17 protein-coding genes and 2 pseudogenes are annotated in these 18,455 nt (G+C 71.4%); 15 read left to right on the forward strand and 4 right to left on the reverse strand.

The window, feature by feature from the left end:
- Positions 1 to 226: 226 nt before the first annotated feature.
- Complete coding sequence (locus tag WMF20_RS08490; RefSeq protein WP_437612243.1) at positions 227 to 1,603, reverse strand: LLM class flavin-dependent oxidoreductase; 1,377 nt, start codon at positions 1,601 to 1,603, stop codon at positions 227 to 229.
- A gap of 410 nt (positions 1,604 to 2,013) precedes the next feature.
- Entirely contained in the window at positions 2,014 to 3,093 is a 1,080-nt protein-coding gene (locus WMF20_RS08495; RefSeq protein ID WP_437612245.1) for a hypothetical protein, read from the reverse strand.
- A gap of 202 nt (positions 3,094 to 3,295) precedes the next feature.
- On the opposite strand from WMF20_RS08495, the gene WMF20_RS08500 reads away from it, so the two are divergent.
- Positions 3,296 to 3,562: a hypothetical protein gene (locus WMF20_RS08500; RefSeq protein ID WP_437612247.1), complete on the forward strand. Its 267-nt coding sequence runs from the start codon at positions 3,296 to 3,298 to the stop codon at positions 3,560 to 3,562.
- Positions 3,563 to 3,611: 49 nt separating this feature from the next.
- A complete protein-coding gene (locus WMF20_RS08505) occupies positions 3,612 to 4,115 on the forward strand; it encodes a beta-class carbonic anhydrase (RefSeq protein WP_437612249.1) in 504 nt (167 codons plus the stop codon).
- A gap of 67 nt (positions 4,116 to 4,182) precedes the next feature.
- Here WMF20_RS08505 and WMF20_RS08510 read toward each other — a convergent pair.
- Positions 4,183 to 4,242: pseudogene (locus tag WMF20_RS08510) on the reverse strand (alpha/beta hydrolase); the annotation flags it as partial.
- Positions 4,243 to 4,442: 200 nt separating this feature from the next.
- Here WMF20_RS08510 and WMF20_RS08515 point away from each other — a divergent pair.
- The 13 genes and pseudogenes from WMF20_RS08515 (at position 4,443) to WMF20_RS08575 (ending at position 17,016) form a co-directional block, all read left to right on the forward strand.
- Positions 4,443 to 4,985, forward strand: coding sequence for a hypothetical protein (locus WMF20_RS08515; RefSeq protein ID WP_437612251.1), 543 nt, complete (start codon positions 4,443 to 4,445; stop codon positions 4,983 to 4,985).
- Positions 4,982 to 5,932, forward strand: a complete 951-nt coding sequence (locus WMF20_RS08520; RefSeq protein WP_437612253.1) for a phosphotransferase — start codon at positions 4,982 to 4,984, stop codon at positions 5,930 to 5,932. Before WMF20_RS08515 ends, WMF20_RS08520 begins: the two co-directional genes overlap by 4 nt.
- A gap of 354 nt (positions 5,933 to 6,286) precedes the next feature.
- Positions 6,287 to 6,577: pseudogene (locus WMF20_RS08525) on the forward strand (DUF1428 domain-containing protein); the annotation flags it as partial.
- 21 nt (positions 6,578 to 6,598) lie between these two features.
- Positions 6,599 to 7,141, forward strand: coding sequence for a VOC family protein (locus WMF20_RS08530; RefSeq protein WP_437617092.1), 543 nt, complete (start codon positions 6,599 to 6,601; stop codon positions 7,139 to 7,141).
- 90 nt (positions 7,142 to 7,231) lie between these two features.
- A complete protein-coding gene (locus tag WMF20_RS08535) occupies positions 7,232 to 8,116 on the forward strand; it encodes an STAS domain-containing protein (RefSeq protein ID WP_437612255.1) in 885 nt (294 codons plus the stop codon).
- A 410-nt stretch (positions 8,117 to 8,526) separates the two neighbouring features.
- Positions 8,527 to 8,775, forward strand: a complete 249-nt coding sequence (locus WMF20_RS08540) for a hypothetical protein (RefSeq protein ID WP_437612257.1) — start codon at positions 8,527 to 8,529, stop codon at positions 8,773 to 8,775.
- A 128-nt stretch (positions 8,776 to 8,903) separates the two neighbouring features.
- Positions 8,904 to 10,433: an amidohydrolase family protein gene (locus WMF20_RS08545; protein ID WP_129573877.1), complete on the forward strand. Its 1,530-nt coding sequence runs from the start codon at positions 8,904 to 8,906 to the stop codon at positions 10,431 to 10,433.
- Positions 10,434 to 10,826: 393 nt separating this feature from the next.
- Positions 10,827 to 12,110, forward strand: coding sequence for a hypothetical protein (locus WMF20_RS08550; RefSeq protein ID WP_437612259.1), 1,284 nt, complete (start codon positions 10,827 to 10,829; stop codon positions 12,108 to 12,110).
- A 41-nt stretch (positions 12,111 to 12,151) separates the two neighbouring features.
- Positions 12,152 to 13,234 carry an ABC transporter substrate-binding protein gene (locus WMF20_RS08555; RefSeq protein WP_437612261.1) on the forward strand — a complete coding sequence of 361 codons (1,083 nt, stop codon included), beginning with the start codon at positions 12,152 to 12,154 and terminating at the stop codon, positions 13,232 to 13,234.
- 49 nt (positions 13,235 to 13,283) lie between these two features.
- Positions 13,284 to 14,144 carry an ABC transporter permease gene (locus tag WMF20_RS08560; RefSeq protein ID WP_437612263.1) on the forward strand — a complete coding sequence of 287 codons (861 nt, stop codon included), beginning with the start codon at positions 13,284 to 13,286 and terminating at the stop codon, positions 14,142 to 14,144.
- Between the two features lie 19 nt (positions 14,145 to 14,163).
- The gene (locus WMF20_RS08565) at positions 14,164 to 14,946 is read left to right on the forward strand and encodes an ABC transporter permease (protein WP_129573881.1); all 783 of its coding nucleotides are present in this window, start codon (positions 14,164 to 14,166) and stop codon (positions 14,944 to 14,946) included.
- 20 nt (positions 14,947 to 14,966) lie between these two features.
- Complete coding sequence (locus WMF20_RS08570; RefSeq protein WP_437612265.1) at positions 14,967 to 15,722, forward strand: ABC transporter ATP-binding protein; 756 nt, start codon at positions 14,967 to 14,969, stop codon at positions 15,720 to 15,722.
- Positions 15,723 to 15,852: 130 nt separating this feature from the next.
- Complete coding sequence (locus tag WMF20_RS08575) at positions 15,853 to 17,016, forward strand: sigma-54 interaction domain-containing protein (RefSeq protein WP_237245633.1); 1,164 nt, start codon at positions 15,853 to 15,855, stop codon at positions 17,014 to 17,016.
- Positions 17,017 to 17,131: 115 nt separating this feature from the next.
- On the opposite strand, the gene WMF20_RS08580 is transcribed toward WMF20_RS08575, so the two are convergent.
- A complete protein-coding gene (locus tag WMF20_RS08580; RefSeq protein ID WP_437612267.1) occupies positions 17,132 to 18,124 on the reverse strand; it encodes a hypothetical protein in 993 nt (330 codons plus the stop codon).
- Between the last annotated feature and the right edge of the window lie 331 nt (positions 18,125 to 18,455).

The following is an 18,455-nucleotide window of genomic DNA, read 5'->3' on the forward strand; positions in this document are numbered from 1 at the left end:
TGGTCCTCGCCAAGGCGGCATCGGCCGGCGCCGTGACCGCCTTCGTCGTCAAGAAGCTACGGAACAGGAAGATCGCCGGCGTCCCCGCTCCACGTCCGGGGTCCGCCATCGTGACAGGCACGGCAGGACATGAGGCGTCGAGTCTCCACACGGCGCCGACGACAGGCGCGGCCGCCGGTGGATGAGATCCTGCCTCGTTTGCGCGACAGGATCGCCGGGCGCGCGCTCAGCGCGCCGCCGCCGCGGCGGCGGCCAGGCCGCCGGCCGCCCGGCGCGCCGCAAACCGGTTCTCCGGCCGGGGGAGCCCGTAGTGGTCCCGCAGCGTCGTGCCCTCGTATTCGGTGCGGAACAGGCCGCGCCGCCGCAGGAGCGGCACCACGTGCTCGACGAACGCCTCCAGGCCGGAGGGGAGCAGCGGCGGCATCACGTTGAAGCCGTCCGCTGCTCCGTGCGTGAACCACTCCTCGATCGTGTCCGCGACCTGCTCCGGCGTGCCGGTGAACGTGCGATGTCCGCGGCCGCCCCCGAGGCGCGAGAGCAGCTGCCGCACGGTGAGGTTCTCCCGCCGCGCGAGGTCGGTGACGAGCGCGAAGCGGCTCTGCATCCCCCGCACCCCCTTCACGTCGCCCACGGGAGGCAGCGGCCTGTCCAGGTCCGCCTCGGTCAGCTCGACGCCGATTAGGCCGGACAGCTGCTTCAGGCCGTAGGCCGGCACCTGGAGCTCCGCGAGCTCGTCCTCGCGCCGCCGGGCCTCCTCCTCGGTGCCGCCGAGGATCGGCACGATCCCCGGGAGGATCTTCACGAGGGCCGGGTTCCGTCCGAACGCAGCGACCCGCCGCTTGAGATCCGCGTAGAACGCTTGCCCCTCGGCCAGCGTCTGCTGCGCCGTGAACACCGCCTCGGCGTACTGGGCGGCGAACTCCCTGCCGTCCTCCGAGGAGCCTGCCTGTACCAGGAGCGGGTGGCCTTGCGGCGTGCGCGGCACGTTGAGCGGGCCGCGCACGCGGAAGAACCGGCCCTCGTGGTCGATGCGGTGGATCTTGTCGCCGTCCGCGAAGCGCCCTGTCGCCTTGTCGCCGATCAGGAAGTCGTCTTCCCAGCTGTCCCACAGCTTGAGGCACACGTCGACGAACTCGGCCGCGCGCTCGTAGCGGTGCCGGTGCTCCGGCACCTCGTCCAGGCCGAAGTTCTGGGCCGCGTCGCTGCCCGCCGTGGTGACGATGTTCCACCCGGCCCGGCCCGCGCTGATGTGGTCTATCGTGGCGAAGCGGCGGGCCAGGTTGTAGGGCTCGTTGTACGTGGTCGAGGCCGTCGCCACGAGCCCGATCCGCTCGGTCACCGCGGCCAGCGCCGGCAGCAGCGCCGTCGGGTCGAGCCGGCCCACGGGCCGGTACCGGATGTCGCCCTGCAGCGCCGGGCCGTCGCCGAAGAAGATCGAGTCGAACGTCCCGCGCTCGGCCACGCGGGCGAGGTGCGTGTAGTGCGCCACGTCCCATGTGCCGGTCAGGTTGCTCTCCGGGAACCGCCACGCCGACTCGTGGTGTCCTATCGTCATCAGGAACGCGTTGAGGTGCAGCTTGCCGGGTCGGTGGGGCACGGTCACGGGATGCTCCTTGTCAGGCTCGGGGCGCGCGCGGGCGTCGAGCGGGGAGGGGGCCGCGGCCGACGATGCCTGAGGCGGCGAGCGGCGGGCGGCGATCGGCGACCGCACGGCAACTGCCGTGCCGCAGGTCCGCTCACCGCGGGCGGCGACCGCCGGCCGGCGCGCGCCCGCGGCGGGCGGTGCCGAGCTGCAATGAGCCCGGAGCGCTGCTGGTGCGCTGCTGCCTCAGCAGCACCCCGGGGCGATCTGCTGCTCCGGCGCGAGCACGACGGGGGCGAGCGACGCCGCGCGGCGCGCGATCTGAGAGGCGCGCTCGAGTCCTGGGGCGGGCCCGCGTGAGGCGGGTCGGCGCGTGCGCCTTGGGGCCGCGCCCGGGAGGTCTCCGACGCGGATCGGGACGAGATCGAGGCTCAGCCCGAGCGAGCGCGCCGCGCGTGCGCCGCGTCGGCGATCTCGGCCTCCGGCTCGACGCTCGCGTCGTCGGGCGGCTCCACCCAGGGGTGGGTGAGGCGCTCGGGGCTCACCAGCGGCACCGACGGCCGCGGGCCCGCGGTCGCCTGGCGCGCCTCCTCGGCCGCGATCTCCAGCAGGCTCTCGCGGCTGATGCTCACCAGCTCGACGCGCAACGCCTCGGGCATCGAGCCGGCGCGCGCTGGCGGCTGCAGCTCGGCCTCGATCGCCGCCAGGGTCTCGTGGCCCACCGACGCCATGCCCACCCGGATCTCGGGCGCCGACGACAGCGCCCCGCCGAGCTCCCGCGCGACGGCGGCGTGGCCCTCGCGGCCGAGCGCCGCCTCGCCGATGCAGAGCTCCGGCAACGACGCTGCGGGTGCGGTCTCGGGCGGCGGAGACGCGTCGCGGAGTATCACCGGGCGCGCCAGCGAGCGGGGCGGTCCGCCGTTGGCCAGGAGGACCAGCCCCGCGACGGCGCTGCGCTTGCCAGCGGGCGGCGACGGCGGCGCGGCGCGCCTCGCGGGCGACGGCGGCGGCTCGCAGACGGCCGCGACCGCGCGGGTGGACGGCGGCGGCTCGCGGACCTCGGCGACCGGGCGGCGCGCGGAGGCAGGCGCCGCCTCCGCGCGCGGGCGCGACCGGGTGCGCCGGGGCCCCTTGGGCACCGGCCGCGACGCCGCCGCGGCCGCCTCGTCGATGGCGCGCAGGCCGTGCTCGAGCGCGGGCCACACGCCCTGACGGTCCGCCCACGTGGGCATGACCACGCAGAGGATCGCCTCGTCGGCCACGCCGAAGTACACGTCGATGGGCGCCGCGCCCCCGTACGGGACAAGGTCCTCGCGCGGCAGCTCCACATGACCGAGCCGGCCCTGGCTCCCGAGGCTCAGCGCTGCCTCCACGATCCGGCTGCGGCCCTCCTCGGACATGTCGCGCGGCGCTCGCCGGGTGACGAGCCTTCCCCGCCGGGTGATCACGAAGGCGAAGTCTGCACCCGCAGACTCGTAAGTCCGGTCCGAGATCTCGTCGAGATTCGCCACATTCGCACCCTACACGATCCTGGGCGGCCGCGTCCGACAATCGTGTCTATCCGGGTCGATCATGTCCCACACAGGCGATAATTGAGGCCGCTGGTTGGAAGATTGCCAGTAGGGTGCAATCGTGCGCTGCGCTGCCCTGCTGAGCCGCATGGTGAGTCCCAAGAGTCACCAGCCGCAACCACGGAGCGCGCGAGCCCATGACATGAAAGGGACGGTTCTTCTCGATGGCTGTGCGGCGCGACGCCGGGGCGCGCTCGGCATCGAGGCCATCACAGCGCTGTCCAAGGCATCCATTTCTGGGGTTGAGGGGCGCGCGCCGGTGTTCGGCGTCTGGGATGACGGCCTCCTGCTCGTCGGCAGGGACGCGGAGGCGGTCGAGGCCGCGGTCGACCGGCTGGAGGACGGGGGCGCCTGCGCCGGCGGAAGATCGCGCTGCCCGCCAGCGCTCGCCCGGCGCCATCCGTTATAGCGGATGAATTGCTTGACAGGAGCCCCCTCCAGCCGTCGACAATGGGGCCATGAGCGTCATCGACGAGCTGCTCCGCGCCAACGAGGCCTACGCGTCCCAGTTCACCAAGGGTTCTTTGCCCCTGCCGCCAGGCCGCAAGGTCGCGATCGTGGCGTGCATGGACGCGCGCCTCGACCCGGCGCGCGCGCTCGGGCTCGAAGAGGGGGACGCCCACGTCATCCGCAACGCGGGCGGGCGCGTCGTGGAGGCGCTGCGGAGCCTCGCCATCAGCCAGACCCTCCTCGGCACCGAGGCGGTGGCCATCGTCCACCACACCGATTGCGGGATGCTCACGTTCACCGACGAGGACATCCGTCGAAAGCTGCGGCAGACCCTCTCGGCGGACGCCGATCACGTGGCCTTCCTGCCGTTCTCGGATCTGGACGCGTCGGTCCGCGACGATATCGCGCTCTACCGGAGCTCGCCGCTCGTGCGAAAGGACATCCCCGTCCGTGGGTTTGTGTACGACGTCCGCACCGGGCGGCTGCGCGAGGTCGAGGCGAGCCGCGCGTAGGCTCGACCGCGCGTAGACCAGGCGGGTCGTCGGCAATCGCCGCGAAAGGGAGCTTCTGCTCCCAGCCCGTCTGCCAGTGGCGAGGCCCCGAGCCGGAATCACCAGGGACCACGAGCAGCGGCGGCATCCTGCGAAGATCTTCCGCCTGGCGCGCCCTGGCGCGAAGCGCTAACGTCGTCGCTCTGGGTGCGCAGGGGCGCCCTCCCCGCCGGAAAGAAGCCTTTCACCCTGCAACGCGACGATCGCGGGTCACCTCGCACCGTCATGAGCACGTCGAGATCCTCGGGCCGAGGGAGCGGGCAGCGGCCGATTCGAGAGGAGACGTCCATGATGGATCCCGTTCGCGAGCTGAAGATCCGCGCCGAGCTGCTGCACAAGCGGCTCGCGTCGAACGACGCGCAGGCGCGTTCCCGCCTGCGCGCGCTGCCCGAGCTCGTGCGCGCCGACGAGGCCGCGCTCGCCGCGGCCGTACCCGGCATTCGCCGCAAGCACTGCCTCGCCGTGGTCGCGCGCGAGTGCGGCTTCTCGAGCTGGGAGCGCGCGCGCCTCGCCCTCGCGGGAGAGCCCGGCGCGCCCGAGCTCGGGACCTTGCTCTACGGCCGGGATGGCGGCGTGCTGCACCACTGGTTCGCGACCTACGGCGAGGCGCGCGCCCACCTCGAGGCGCTGCCGCAGGCGCCGCGCAGCTATCTCCTCACGTACAAGCGCCACTTCTTCGTCGCCGATCGCGCGTTCGTCGCGTCGCTCGGGCTCGATCCCGACGACCCGGACTGGCGGGCGATCGGATGGGACTGGGCGCGGCCCGCCGACCTCGCCGCGCGGAGCCGCCTGTACGCGAAGCGGCTCGCCGCGGCGCGGGGGGCGGCATGAGCGCCCCGGAGCTGCACCCGGACCTCGCCGCCGCGCTCGCCGCCGCGTTCCCCGGGCGCCCGGTCGCCGACGTGACGCCCCTGTCCGGCGGGTTTTCCGGCGCCACGCTGCTCGCGTTCGCGGTCGACGGCGCGCCGTACGTCGCGAAGCGCTGCGCGCCCGATCCGAGCGATCCGGGGCGCTTCGCGCGCGAGACCGCGTGCATGCGCCTCGCCTCCGAGCGCGGCGTCGCCCCGCGGCTGCGCCACGCGGACGCGCGGGCGGGCGTCACGATCATGGACCGCATCGCGGGGACGCCGCTCCGCCCGACGCGCGACCCGTCGCTGCTCGGGCGGGTCGCGGCGACGTTGCGGCGGCTCCACGACGGTCCGCCGTTCCCGCGCGGCCCGTCGCGCATCGACTTCCTGCGCTCCCTCGACGCGCAGTGCGCCGCGCTCGCGGGCGTGGGCCTCCCGGCGGAGCTCGTCCGCACCGCCGACGAGCTCGAGCGGGTGGGCGCGCCCCACGCGCGCGCGGCCCCGTGCCACCGCGACCTCAACCCGAACAACGTGCTCGTCTCGGCCGACCGCGTGTACCTCGTCGACTGGACGACCGCGGGCGCCGGCGATCCGTTCGTCGATCTCGCGCAGCTCGGCGTGTTCGCCTATCCGCGGCCCGAGCAGCGCGAGGCCCTGCTCGAGGCGTACCTCGGTCGGCCCGCGAGCGACGACGACCGCGCGCGGGCGCGCGTGGCGCGCGCGATCGCCCTCGCCTATTACGCGGCGGGCTTCTTCCTCGCGGCAGCTCGCCTCGGCGGGCTGCCCGCGGGCGAGGAGCCCCGCCCGCTCGCGGAGGTCCTCGCCGCGTTCGGCGCCGCGCCGGACCGCACCCACCCGGGCACCGTCGCCGCCGCCCTCCTGCGCGAGATGCGCCGGGAAGCGCAGGACGTCTCGCGCGGTCGGTCGTGACGTCCCGCTGAAGGCGCTCGGCGCGGCCGCCTCACGGCGATCGCGCTCGTCTCGGCGCTGCGCCGCGCTGAAGCGTCGGCGCCAGCTCGGCACGACCCGGCAGCCGTGCGGCAGGACAGGAAGGCTCCACGAGAAGATCGGGAGTCGCCCCTCTCCGAGGGGCGCGCAGGGTGCATTCCGAATGCGCGTCTCGATTTCTCCCGCTGCGGGCCGTGGCTCGCTGCCGCGGGCCCGTTGGCCGCGATCCGCTCGGCCGGCCCCGGAGCGATCGATTCCCGTCCATGGTCGAGCCCGCCGTTCGTCTGGATCCGCCGTGCTTGACGCCCGAAACGGCAGGTCTGCATAATCGCGCCCATGAGCTATATCGACGGCTTCGTGACTCCGGTGCCCACGGGCAAAAAGGCAGCTTATCGCGAGCTCTGCGCGAAGGCCGCGCAGCTCTTCCAGGAGTATGGTGCGACGCGCGTCGTCGAGTGCTGGGGCGACGACGTCCCCGATGGCAAGATCACCGACTTCAAGGGCGCGGTGAAGGCCGAGGCGGGCGAGACCATCGTGTTCTCCTGGATCGTGTGGCCCTCGAAGGAGGTGCGCGACCAGGCGAGCGCGAAGATGAGGGACGACCCGCGCATGCAGATGACGGAAGAGCCGCCGTTCGACCCCAAGCGCATGATCTGGGGCGGGTTCGCGGTCCTCTTCGACTCGGGCGGCGAGGACCGCAAAGCGGGCACCAGGGTCCAGAAGATCACGCCGCACCTCTGGTACGCGAAGGAGGCGGAGGAGGCGGCTCGGTTCTACGCGTCGATCTTCCCCGACTCCCGGGTGGACCGCGTGACCGCGCTGCCGAGCGACACGCCGGGCGGCCCCGCCGGCTCGGTCAAGGTCGTCGAGTTCACGCTGTGCGGTCAGCCCTTCATGGCCATCAGCGCCGGCCCGCTCGACCCGTTCAACCACTCCATCTCGTTCGTGGTGAGCTGTGACGACCAGGCCGAGGTGGATCGCTATTGGAACGCGCTGCTCGAGGGCGGCTCCGCCGAGCAGTGCGGCTGGCTCAGGGACAAGTTCGGCGTGTGCTGGCAGATCGTGCCGACCGCCCTCGGCGACCTGATGGCCGACCCGGATCCCCAGAAGGCGCGCCGCGTCTCCGAGGCGATGCTCAAGATGGTGAAGCTGGACATCGCCGGCCTCAAGGCCGCACACGAAGCGCGCTGAGCGCCGGCGCTGCGCCGCTTCGGTCGCCCCCGGTCCTCCTTCTTTGGTATACAGTCCAGGACAGAACTGGGGGTCTGAATGACCTGTGATTTGGATTACAACGATGTCGTTGCGGAGAACGAGCGCCTGAGGCAGCGCATCCGGGAGCTGGAGCATGCCGAGGAGGAGCGGGCTCGCCTCCAGGAGGCGCTGCGCCGGAGCGAGGAGCATGTGCGCCTGTTCGTCACCTACACCCCGGCAGCGTTCGCCATGTTCGATCGCGACATGCGCTACGTCATGGCCAGTCACCGCTACCGGACGGACCTCGGCTTGGGCGACCAGGAGCTCGTCGGCCGGAGCCATTATGAGATCTTCCCCGACGTCCCCGAGCACTGGAAGGCGATTCACCAGCGCTGCCTCGCAGGGGCCTCGGAAGGGAATGATGAGGAGCCCTTCCCGCGGAGCGACGGGCACGTCGAATGGGGGATGTGGAAGATCTTCCCGTGGTACACCCCGAACGGCGAGATCGGCGGGATCATGCTGTTCACGGAGGTGATCACCAAGCGAAAGCAGCTCGAGGACCAGCTCCGGATGCAAGCGAAGACGCTCCTGGAGCTGTCGGCGCCCATCGTACCGATCAGCCAGGGCGTCCTCGTGCTGCCGCTCGTGGGCGCGCTGGACACCGCGCGGGCGCAGCAGATGATGGAGAACCTGCTGAGCAAGGTGGTCGAGCGGCAGACGCGGGTGGCGATCATCGACGTCACGGGCGTGCCGCACATCGACACGGCCTCGGCGAACGCCCTCCTGCAGGTCGCGCGGGCGGTCCGGCTGCTCGGGGCGCAGGTCGTCCTGACGGGCATCCGACCCGAGGTGTCCCAGGCCATCGTCAGCCTCGACATCGACCTCTCCGGCATCGTGACCCGCCGCGACCTGCAGAGCGGCATCGCGTTCGCGACCGCGACGAGCCTGCCGGCCTCGCCTTCGCCTTCGCCATGACGCACCCCCGCTCGGGCTGCTGCTGGAGCAGCACCCCGGCAGCACACGCCTGCTGCCCCAGCAGCACGAGGGCGTCCGGTATAACGGATCCGCGTCTTCCGAAGCGGACATAAGCCTGGTACGCCGCGTGCAGAACGGAAGCGACAGCGGAGCAACGAACGTCGCTTCGCTCTTCTGACTGGGTGCGCGGCGCGCGCTGCGACCCGCTGATCTTCCTTCGCCATCGGGAGGCGTCGGGCTCTTCAGGCCCTCTCTATCTCTCCCCCGGGACGGCGCTCAGGAGAGGGCGGTCGCGCTCGCCGCGCGGCGCGCACCTGTCGGCTTCCGCCCGGCCCGCCCTGCTGGACCCGGCGAAGGCTTTGGTCCGCGCAGTGCAACGCGTCAGGGCGAGTGTTCACCTGAAGACAGCCATGAAAGACCCCGTGATCGCGCTCGCTGCGATCCCACCCATCCTCGCCGGCATGATCGTGACGAACGCGCGTCCAGGCGCGCCGGCCGTCGTGCGGCGCCGCGCCGCGACGAGCGCTGCCATCGGCGCGCCGGCGCAGGCGCGCTCCTCCCTCCGGCGCTCGCCGCAGGTCGCGCCCCGCCGGGTCGGCGCTGACGTCGAGCGATGGACGGCCACCCGCTGTCCGAGCGCCGCGCTCGCGGCGCTCTAGCTCGAAGGCCTCTCACGTTCTCAGCACAGGAGCGGTCGCCCCTCGGCGCGCCGCCTCATGCGCCTTGATCGCGGCTGCCGCGCGCCGGAAGCGAGCGCGCGGCGCGGCCGCACCCTGGAGACATCGTCATGAGCATCTCATCCTCTCATCTCTCGCTGAAAGACGGCAAGAAGACCTCCCGCTCGCGGGCGGTGCGCGACAAGCTCGATTACCCGGTCATCGACACCGATCTGCACACGATCGAGTTCGCGCCGATCCTCGAGGATTACATCGCGAAGTACGGCGGCGCGAAGTACGTCGACGAGTTCCGCCAGGCGATCAACCGGGGCTTCGGCTACCTGAGCAATGAGTGGTACGAGCTCACGCCCGAGCAGCGCGCCGCGCAGCGCTCGGTCCGCCCGCCGTGGTGGGCCCTGCCGACGAAGAACACGCTCGACCTCGCCACGGTGTCGCTGCCCAGGCTCCTGCACGAGCGGCTCGGCGAGTCGGGCACGGACTACGCGGTCCTGTTCCCGAACGTCTCCACGTTCGCCACCCACGTCGGCAAGGAGGATCTGCGCCGGGTGCTCATCCGCGCGGTGAACGCGTATCACGCCGACGTGTACCGGCCGTACGCTGACCGCCTCACGCCGGTCGCCGCGATCCCGCTGCACACGCCGGAGGAGGGGGTCGAGGAGCTCGAGTTCGCCGTGCGCGAGCTCGGCCTCAAGGTCGCGCTCATCCCGGGCAACCTCCGCCGGCCGATCCGGGCGGTGGCCGAGAAGTACCCGTCCCGCCACCATCCGGACGTCGCGCGGCACGCGAACTGGCTCGACACGTTCGGCGTGGACAGCGAATACAACTACGACCCGTTCTGGGCCAAGGCGGTCGAGCTCAAGATCGTGCTGACCACCCACTCTGCCGGCATGGGGTGGACCAGCCGCAGCTCGGTCTCCAGCTACATGTACAACCACATCGGCCACTTCGCCTCCGCCTCCGAGGCGCTCGCGAAGTCGCTGTTCTTCAGCGGCGTGACCCGGCGGTTCCCCGATCTCCGCGTCGGCTTCCTCGAAGGCGGGGCGGCGTGGGGCGCGACGCTCTTCGCCGATCTCGTCGGCCACTGGGAGAAGCGCAACGGCCGGGCCGTCCAGAACTACAACCCCGACCTGATCGACGCGAAGCTGCTCTACGCGCTGTACCAGCAGTACGGCGGGCAGGAGGTCGAGGCGCGGCTCGGCGACATCAACGCCGTCCTCGGGGGGGCGCTCGGCGTGTCGAACAACTCGCGCCGCCAGCCGCAAGACCCGGCCGCGCTCGACGACTTCGCGGCGGCGGGCATCGAGCGGCTCGAGGACATCCGCGATCGGTACGTGCCGAACTTCTACTTCGGCTCGGAGGCGGACGATCCGACGATCGCGTACGCGTTCAACACGAAGGTCAACCCGCTCGGCGTGCAGCTCAACGCCTTCTGGGCGTCGGACAGCGGGCACTGGGACGTGCCGGACCTGACCGAGGTCCTCGCCGACACCTGGAGCCTCGTCGAGCGCGGGGCGCTCACGGAGGCGAACTTCCGCGATCTCGTGTTCACCCATCCTTACAACTTCTTCGCCGGCAAGAACCCCGGCTTCTTCGCAGGGACCGCGGTCGAGCAGAAGCTGCCGAAGAGCAAGGCGGCCTGACGGCGATGCGCCGCGCGGGGCTGACGGAAGCAGCCCCGCGCGGCGGTGATGACGAATCAACGAACCTCTTTGGATCATCCATTCATGCGTCTGCTTGACCGTTCAAGAACAGCTGTCCCCACGATCCTCGCGACGGCCATCGCCCTTTGCGCGACCCAGGCGAGCGCCCAGAACCCGCCCGGCAGAGCCCAGGGGGAGCGACCGGCCCCGGCGCCAGCGGGCCCGGCCCCGGCGCCAGCGGGCGCGGCCCCTGCGCCCGCCGGTGCGGCCCCAGCGCCAGCGGGCGCGGCCCCGGCGCCTGCCGGTGCGGCTCCGGCCGCGACACCGGGCGCCGCGCCCGCCGCGCCGGGCGCCGCCGCTGCGGACCCTGCGGCCCCCGGCGCAGCCCCGGGCGTGCCATCCCCGGTCTCGGCGCCCGCGGGCGACGCGGCCGCGGAGGCCTTCGTCGAGCCCGATCCCAACGCCGTCACGCGGGACGACCTGCAAGGGCTCGTCACCGACCTCGAGAACTTCAAGTTCCAGTGGCAGCGCGAGCGCGATCTCCACACCGCCATCTCCACGCGCTCCCTCACCATCGGCGGCGTCGTCCAGACGCGCATCGGGTGGTCGGAGCAGCCGGTGAACACGGCGACCTCGAACGATCGCAAGGTGACGTTCGACACGGGCGCCGCGCTCCTCTCGTTCAACGGCATCCTCTACAAGGACTACGAGGAAGGGCGCAACCTCACCTACTCCCTCCGCTTCGGCGCCTCGCCCCAGCAGGCGAGCAACAACAGCTTCCTCAACCTGCTGGACGCCCAGCTGTCGTACTCCGTGCTCCCCACCCTCGCCCCCGAGGACTGGGTCTTGCAAATCACCCTCGGACAGCAGCTCTTGCCGTTCGGGCTGGAGGTGCCGGCGAGCGAGGAGCTCAAGCCCGTCATCACCAACGCGCAGTTCACGACGCGGCTCGGGCTCAACCGGCGCGAGCTCGGCCTCATCATCCGCGGCGACATCCTGCCGCAGGTGGACTACGGCTACAACTACCGGGCGCCCGTGCTCGCCTACGCCGTGGGCCTCGTCAACGGGAGCGGCCCGAACACGCCCGACGACAACAGCGAGAAGGACATCATCGGCCGCCTCGCGTTCACCGTGCCGTCCGACTACAACTCCATCCTCCGGCAGATCACGCTGGGCGGGAGCGTGTACATCGGCTGGCAAAACACGTTCCTCAAGGACGAGAAGAAGACGCTGTCCGGAAAGGGCGCGAAGCGCCGGTACGGCGGCGATATCTACTACAACCATTACCCGATCGGCGTCACCTACGAGTTCATCTACGGCCAGGACGACGTCACGCTCGGGACGACGCTGGAGGACCCCCAGAAGACGAGGCTCTCGAGCCTGTCGCACGTGGCGACGTTCTTCTACAACTGGGGTGAGCAGTTCCTGCGGGGCTACCGGAACCAGGGTCGGTACGACGACTGGTGGCCGAAGACCTACCAGCCGTTCATCCGCGTCGACCTCTTCGACCCGAGCACCGAGGTGCTCGAGAACCGGGTCGACGTCTACACGCTCGGCTTCAACGTCTTCTTCGCGGAGACGACGAAGTTCCAGCTCAACTTCAACCGACGGGACGACCGCACGAACAAAGAAGGGGCGCAGCACGAGCTGCTCGCCCAGCTGCAGGGCGGCTTCTGACGCGTCCCGCGGCGCGCAGCCATGGATTCGGAGAGGACATCATGAGACGAGCTCTTATCATTCTACAGATCTTCATCGCGGCGCTCTTGACCTTCTCGACGCACGCGGCGCGGGCGGACGCGCCGCGCGTCATCCGCGTCGCGTTCGCCGGCGTGGGCATCGGCAACCGCCCCTTCGTGGGCGGCAGCAGCCTCAGCGTGGTGCACGCGCGCGGGCTCCTCGAGGAGGAGTTCAAGAAGGACAACATCAAGATCGAGTGGTCCTTCTTCAAGGGCGCCGGCCCCGCCGTCAACGAGGCGTACGCGAACAACCTCCTCGATTTCGCGCTCCAGGGCGACCTGCCGTCGAGCATCGGCAGGGCAGGGGGGCTCAAGACGAAGCTGCTCGCGGGCGTGTCGACGCGCCAGCACACGTACCTGGCCGTCCCCTCGGACTCGCCGATCTCGTCGCTCGCCGACCTCAAGGGGAAGAAGGTCGCCCTCTTCAAGGGCACGAACCTCCAGCTGGCCGTCAACAAGATCCTCGCGGGGAGCGGGCTGTCGGAGCGCGACCTCCGGATCCTCAACATGGATAACGCGACCGCCAAGGCGGCCCTGGCCACGAGGGACATCGACGCCGCCTTCGGCGGATACGACCTCCTCACGCTCCAGGACCAGGGGATCGCGAAGATCGTCTACACGACGAAGAACGACTCGCCGGCCTACCTGCGGCACGCTCACCTGATCGTCACCGAGGAGTTCGCGAACAAGTACCCGGACGTGACCAAGCGCGTCGTGAAGGTGGTCGTGCAGGCCGCCCACTGGATCGCGCAGAACGAGGCCAACCCGGCGCCGATCTACCAGCTCTGGTCCAAGTCGGGGACGCCGTACGCGAACTTCAAGGCGGACCAGACGGGCGACTCGCTCAAGGTGCGCGCGAGCCCGCTGTTCGACGAGTACCTGGTCTCCCGCTACAAGGCGGCCGTCGCCGACGCGAAGCGCTTCGGCCTGATCAGGAGCACGTTCGACGTCGATTCGTGGATCGACCTGCGGTTCCTGAACGCGGCGCTCAAGGAGCTGAACCTCGAGGGCTACTGGCCCGAGTTCGACGCGAACGGGAAGGTCAAGCACCCCGGAAGGCAATGAGAGGAGCGCGCGCGGCACGGCGCACGGCCACGATCGAAAGGCAACCAAGATGACGCAGCAGGGAGTCCAAGAAAGCCAGACCCAGGCCGCCTACAAGCTCGCGGCGCCCGAGGTGGCGCTGCCCACGGGCGGCGCCGCGCGGCTCCTGTCGCGGCGGGTGGGCAACGTCGCCGTCGGGCTCATCTTCCCGGCGGCGCTCCTCCTCGCGTGGAGCTACGCCTCGCAGCGGGAGCTGATCCCGCCGCAGATCCTGCCGGCGCCGGGGCTCGTCCTCCAGACGCTGACCGAGCTCGCGAGCTCGGGTGATCTGCACACGAACATCGCCATCAGCCTCGGGCGCGTCTTCGGCGGCTTCGCCGTCGGCGGCGCGGCCGGCCTGCTGCTCGGCGTCGCCATGGGGCTCTCGCGGCGGATCGAGGACTACGTGCACCCGCTCTTCAAGGCGCTCGCGCAGGTCCCCGTGCTCGCGTGGCTGCCGCTGTTCATGATGGTGGTGGGCATCGGCGAGTCGCTGAAGCTGATCCTCATCGCGCAGGCGAGCCTCATCCCTGTCGCGCTCAACACGCTCCAGGGCATCAAGAACGTCCCTCGATCGTACATCGAGGTCGCCCGGGTCTTCCGGTTCAGCAACGTCCAGCTGCTCCGGAAGGTCGTGCTCCCCGCCGCGGTCCCGTCGATCGCGGTCGGGATCCGGTACGGCCTCACGCAAGCGTGGCTGTCGCTCGTGACGGTCGAGCTCCTGGCCTCCTCCGAGGGCGTCGGGTTCTTGATCGTCTGGGGCCGCCAGCTCTTCCAGCTCGACGTGGTGCTCGCGGCGATCCTCGTCGTCGGCGTCCTCGGGCTCGTCCTCGACAAGGGGCTCGAGAAGATCGAGGCCCGCCTCCTCCGCTGGCGGCGCGCCGCCCTGTGACACCCGCGAGGTCCGAACGATGAGCGCCATCACGCACGCATGGATCCAGCCGCGGCTGCGGCGCGGCCTGGTCCTGCCCATCTTCTTCGTCGCCGCCTGGATCGTTGTCTGCCGCTACGAGCTCGCCAACACGCGCATCCTGGTCCCGCCGCTCGCGGTCTGGGAGGCCGCGAAGGCCCAGCACGAGAGCGGGGAGCTCTGGGCCCACCTCCGGGCCAGCCTGGGCCGGGATCTCCTCGGGCTCGCGCTCGGGACGCTGGCAGGCACGGCGGTCGGCGGCCTCCTCGCGCTCTCGCGCACCGCCGACAGGCTGTTCTCGCCGAGCTTCCACGCCGCGAAGCAGGTCGCGCTGTTCGCGTGGATCCCGCTCATGTCGGTGTGGCTCGGCGTGGGCGAGCAGGCGAAGGTCGCCTTCATCGCGCTCTCCGCCTTCTATCCGGTCGTCGTGAACACCTATGAGGGCGTGCGGAGCGTCGGTGTCGAGCACATCGAGGTGGCGCGCGTCCTCCGCTTCTCGCGCTGGCAGGTCGTCCGCAAGGTCGTCCTGCCGTCCGCCGCGCCGTCGCTCTTCGCGGGCGTCCACCAGGCGCTCATCTATGCGTGGCTCGGCACCCTCGGGGCCGAGTACCTGCTCGAGCCCGCGCCGGGCATCGGCAGCCTGATGGTCGACGGGCGCGAGCGCTTCGCGATGGACGTCGTGCTGGTCGGGCTGATCGTGTCCGGCCTCGTGGGCTTCGGCCTGAACCTCTTGGCTACGGCCGCGGAGGACCGCCTGCTCCGCTGGCGCGTCCGCGGCGTGTGAACATCTTCGAGGAGGAATCCATGAGCTCGCCTGGAGTCATCAACATCCGTGATGTGAACAAGAAGTACGTGGTCAAGGACGAGTCCCTAGAGGTGCTCCAGGGGATCGGGTTGACCATCCACCCCGGCGAGTTCATCAGCGTCGTGGGCACGAGCGGTTGCGGCAAGTCCACGCTCCTCCGGCTGCTCGTCGGGCTGGACACCGAGTACGAGGGCGACATCCTCGTCGGCGGCGCGCGCGTCCAGGGGACGAGCCTCGACCGGGGCATCGTCTTCCAGGAGCACCGGCTCTTCCCCTGGCTCACCATCGAGCAGAACGTCGCGCTCGGGCTCGAGAACTCGGCGTGGACGCGGGCCGAGAAGGCCCGCGCGGTCGATGATCACCTCGAGCTCGTGGGCCTGGCGGCGTTCAAGCGGGCCTACCCGCACCAGCTCTCCGGCGGGATGGCGCAGCGGGCGGCGATCGCGCGCGGGCTGGTCAACCGGCCGGGGATCCTGCTCCTCGACGAGCCGTTCGGCGCGCTCGACGCGCTGACCCGCACGAAGCTGCAGCAGGAGCTCCAGCGCATCTGGCAAAAGGAGCAGATCACGATGATCCTCGTCACGCACGACGTCGAGGAGGCCGTGTTCCTCGGCGATCGGGTCGTGGTGCTCGAGCCGAGGCCGGGGCGGATCAAGCGCGTCGTCCCCATCGACGTGCCGCGCCCCCGGTCGCGCACCGATCACGACATCAAGGCGCTCACCGACGAGGTGCGCGGCTACCTCCTCGAGGCGTAGCACGAGCGGCCCCGGATCCGTCCAGGGCCCCCGGTAAGGCCGCGCCTGAGAAAGATCTCTGGCGCACGGCCAGGTCGTCCGTTACAATGGACGGAACATCCGCTATCATGGTGAGTAAAGCCCGATGACGATGCCGTTGCTCACGCTTCCCAACCCGAGCTCGCTGGCTCTTTCCCTGCGCGCGAAGGCGCTGGTCTTCGAGGATCCCCGGTCGCAGGCGCTCCTCGACCGGATCCGTCAGATCGCGCCCAGCGACGCGACGTTGCTCGTGACCGGGGAGACCGGCACGGGAAAGGAGCTCGTGGCGCGTCACATCCACGCGCTCAGCCACCGGCGGGGCCGGCCCTTCGTGGCGGTCAACTGCGGTGCCTGGTCGGAGTCGCTGGTCGAGAGCGAACTGTTCGGCCACGAGAAGGGCGCCTTCACCGGGGCGACGACCTCGAAGGCCGGGTGGTTCGAGGCCGCGGACGGCGGCACGCTGTTCCTCGACGAGATCGGGGATCTGTCGCTGCCGCTCCAGGTGAAGCTGCTCCGCGTGCTGCAGGAGCGCGAGGTGGTGCGGCTCGGCTCGCGCCAGCCGATCCCGATCGACGTGCGCCTCATCGCGGCGACCAACGTGAACCTGGAGGAGGCGGTGATCGCGCGGAAATTCCGCGAGGATCTCTTCTACCGGCTCAACGTGGCGACGCTCGCGCTCCCGCCGCTGCGCGAGCGGCCGGGCGACATCCTGCCGCTGGCGCGGTTTTTCCTCGAGCTGTACGCGCAGCGGCTCGGCTCGGCGCCGGCCGCGCTCTCGGCGGAGGCGACGGCGCGGCTCCTGGAGCACCCGTGGCCCGGGAACATCCGGGAGCTCGAGAACGCGATGCACCACGCGCTCCTGGTCTGCAGAGGGCACGAGGTCACGCCGGCGGATCTGCGCCTGACGGCGCTCCAGCCGAAGGCGGGGACGAGCCCTCCGCCGTCGGATCGGGGGGGCGCGGAGGCCGTGTCCCAGGTGCGGCCGACGCCGCAGGCGACGTCGCTGGAGGGCGCGCTGCTGGCGCTGTTCGAGCAGAACCTGCCGAACCTGCACGAGCAGATCGAGGAGACGATCATCCGGACGGCGTACCGCTATTGCGATCGCAATCAGCTCCAGACGGCGAGGCTGCTCGGCATCAGCAGGAACATCGTGCGCGCCCGGCTCGCGCAGTTCGGCGAGCTGGCGCGCTACCGCGCGGTGCGCGGCGGGGCGGCGGGCGCGGCGTTCGGGCGGGGGGAGCCGAGCACGTCGTCGCGCGCTCCAGGGACGAGCTAGGGGGCGCGTCGCTCGGCGGCGGGGCGCGTCCGCTCGGGGAGGCGGGCGCGTCTGCTCGGGGAGGCGGGGGCGGGCGCGCGGCTGCGTGGAGCGGCTGAGGCGCCTCCGGCGCGGTTCAGGAGCGCGACGCGGGGGACTGCCGGGAGCGAGCCGGCGTGCGGGGGCGAGCCGTCGCGCTGTGGGTCCTCGTCACGAGGGCCTCGCGCACGGTCGTCGCGGTGGCGGCCTGCGCGATCCACCGGTCGAGCTTCGCTGCGTCGGCGCAGGCCCGGATGCGCGCTTCGTCGTCCTGCGAGGGCGAGAGCCCGCGCGCCCGCAGCAGCGTGAGCAGCGCGTCTTGGCGGCCCTCGGCCCTGCCCTTGGCCTCGCCCTCGGCCCGGCCTTTGGCCTCGCCCTCGGCCCGGCCCTTCTTCCGCCCCTGCGCTTCGAGGAAGAGGCGCAACTTCCTGGCGGCGGGGGTTTCCGGGATCTTGTCGGGGTTCATCGAGGCCTCCCTGAGGAGCTCCAGCATCCGCTCGCTGAGCACGGAGAGGATCGCACGCTGCTGGGCCCGTCGCAACGCGCGCGGCAGCCGCTCGGTCAGCTCGAACGCCCGCTCGACGACGGCGCGCGCCCCGGGCCCATGGCGGTGCTGCATGGCCCACGCCGCGAAGAGCGCGAGCTCGGGGTGGCGCTCGTCGAGCAGCGCCTTGCCCTCGTCGGCGCCGAGGTGGAGCACGACCGGCCTGAGCTGGAGCTCAGTCCCGAGGCGCGTGCGCACGCACGCGACGCGCTCGGCCCAGCGAGCGACGGCGCGGCGCGCGGTGATGACGATCACGTCGCCCAGCGCGCCGGTCTGACTGAAGAGCAGGCTGGCCGCGAGGGGCCACCGCCGCCGCTTGGCCGGATCGATGCCCCGCTGCAGCTCGACCAGGACCCAGCGGCGCCGGCCGCCCTGAAGCACGAGGTCGAGCCGCAGCTCTGCGGGCTTCACGAAGCGGAGCGTGGCGTCGGCCGGCTTGAGGCTCCGCGGAAGCTTTACGCCGGTGAGCTTGGAGACGAGCGCGCCGAGCAACCCCGGTTGCTCGCGCAAGGCGACGATCAGGACCTCGTGCGGTGTGCTCGGCACGGCGCCGTGACTACGCCGAGAGGGCGGTCGCCGGCCAAGTTCTGTTCGCCCACCCGCGCTCACGCCATTGCAGCGCATCGGGGCCACGCAGAAACCCAAATGGGCGCCTCGCGCAGCGCGGAATCAACGCGCCCTCACCGCCGCGTTTGCTTCACCGCTGCGCGGCGCTCGATGGCAAGCGCACCGGGGGTGTCCACCCGGCGCCCCGCTGGTCCCGCGTCTCTCGAGGACTCGCCCCGCTCCCGTCCGTCGCGCAACGCGGGCTCAGGCGTGGCTTGCGCGCGTGGAGGGCTGTCCGGTCTGGCTCGCGATCCAGCGCTCCAGCTCGGCG

Origin of the sequence: Sorangium sp. So ce834 (assembly GCF_051521425.1) — a bacterium.
GTDB classification, from domain to species: domain Bacteria; phylum Myxococcota_A; class Polyangia; order Polyangiales; family Polyangiaceae; genus Sorangium; species Sorangium cellulosum_D.

Excerpts from the sequence above, each read along its gene's own strand:
- WMF20_RS08560 (WP_437612263.1), top strand. The coding sequence starts at position 13,284 with ATGACGCAGCAGGGAGTCCAAGAAAGCCAGACCCAGGCCGCCTACAAG.
- WMF20_RS08505 (WP_437612249.1), top strand. The coding sequence starts at position 3,612 with ATGAGCGTCATCGACGAGCTGCTCCGCGCCAACGAGGCCTACGCGTCC.
- WMF20_RS08555 (WP_437612261.1), top strand. The coding sequence starts at position 12,152 with ATGAGACGAGCTCTTATCATTCTACAGATCTTCATCGCGGCGCTCTTG.
- WMF20_RS08575 (WP_237245633.1), top strand. The coding sequence starts at position 15,853 with ATGCCGTTGCTCACGCTTCCCAACCCGAGCTCGCTGGCTCTTTCCCTG.
- WMF20_RS08545 (WP_129573877.1), top strand. The coding sequence starts at position 8,904 with ATGAGCATCTCATCCTCTCATCTCTCGCTGAAAGACGGCAAGAAGACC.
- WMF20_RS08540 (WP_437612257.1), top strand. The coding sequence starts at position 8,527 with ATGAAAGACCCCGTGATCGCGCTCGCTGCGATCCCACCCATCCTCGCC.
- WMF20_RS08520 (WP_437612253.1), top strand. The coding sequence starts at position 4,982 with ATGAGCGCCCCGGAGCTGCACCCGGACCTCGCCGCCGCGCTCGCCGCC.
- WMF20_RS08515 (WP_437612251.1), top strand. The coding sequence starts at position 4,443 with ATGATGGATCCCGTTCGCGAGCTGAAGATCCGCGCCGAGCTGCTGCAC.
- WMF20_RS08530 (WP_437617092.1), top strand. The coding sequence starts at position 6,599 with ATGATCTGGGGCGGGTTCGCGGTCCTCTTCGACTCGGGCGGCGAGGAC.
- WMF20_RS08570 (WP_437612265.1), top strand. The coding sequence starts at position 14,967 with ATGAGCTCGCCTGGAGTCATCAACATCCGTGATGTGAACAAGAAGTAC.
- WMF20_RS08565 (WP_129573881.1), top strand. The coding sequence starts at position 14,164 with ATGAGCGCCATCACGCACGCATGGATCCAGCCGCGGCTGCGGCGCGGC.
- WMF20_RS08500 (WP_437612247.1), top strand. The coding sequence starts at position 3,296 with ATGAAAGGGACGGTTCTTCTCGATGGCTGTGCGGCGCGACGCCGGGGC.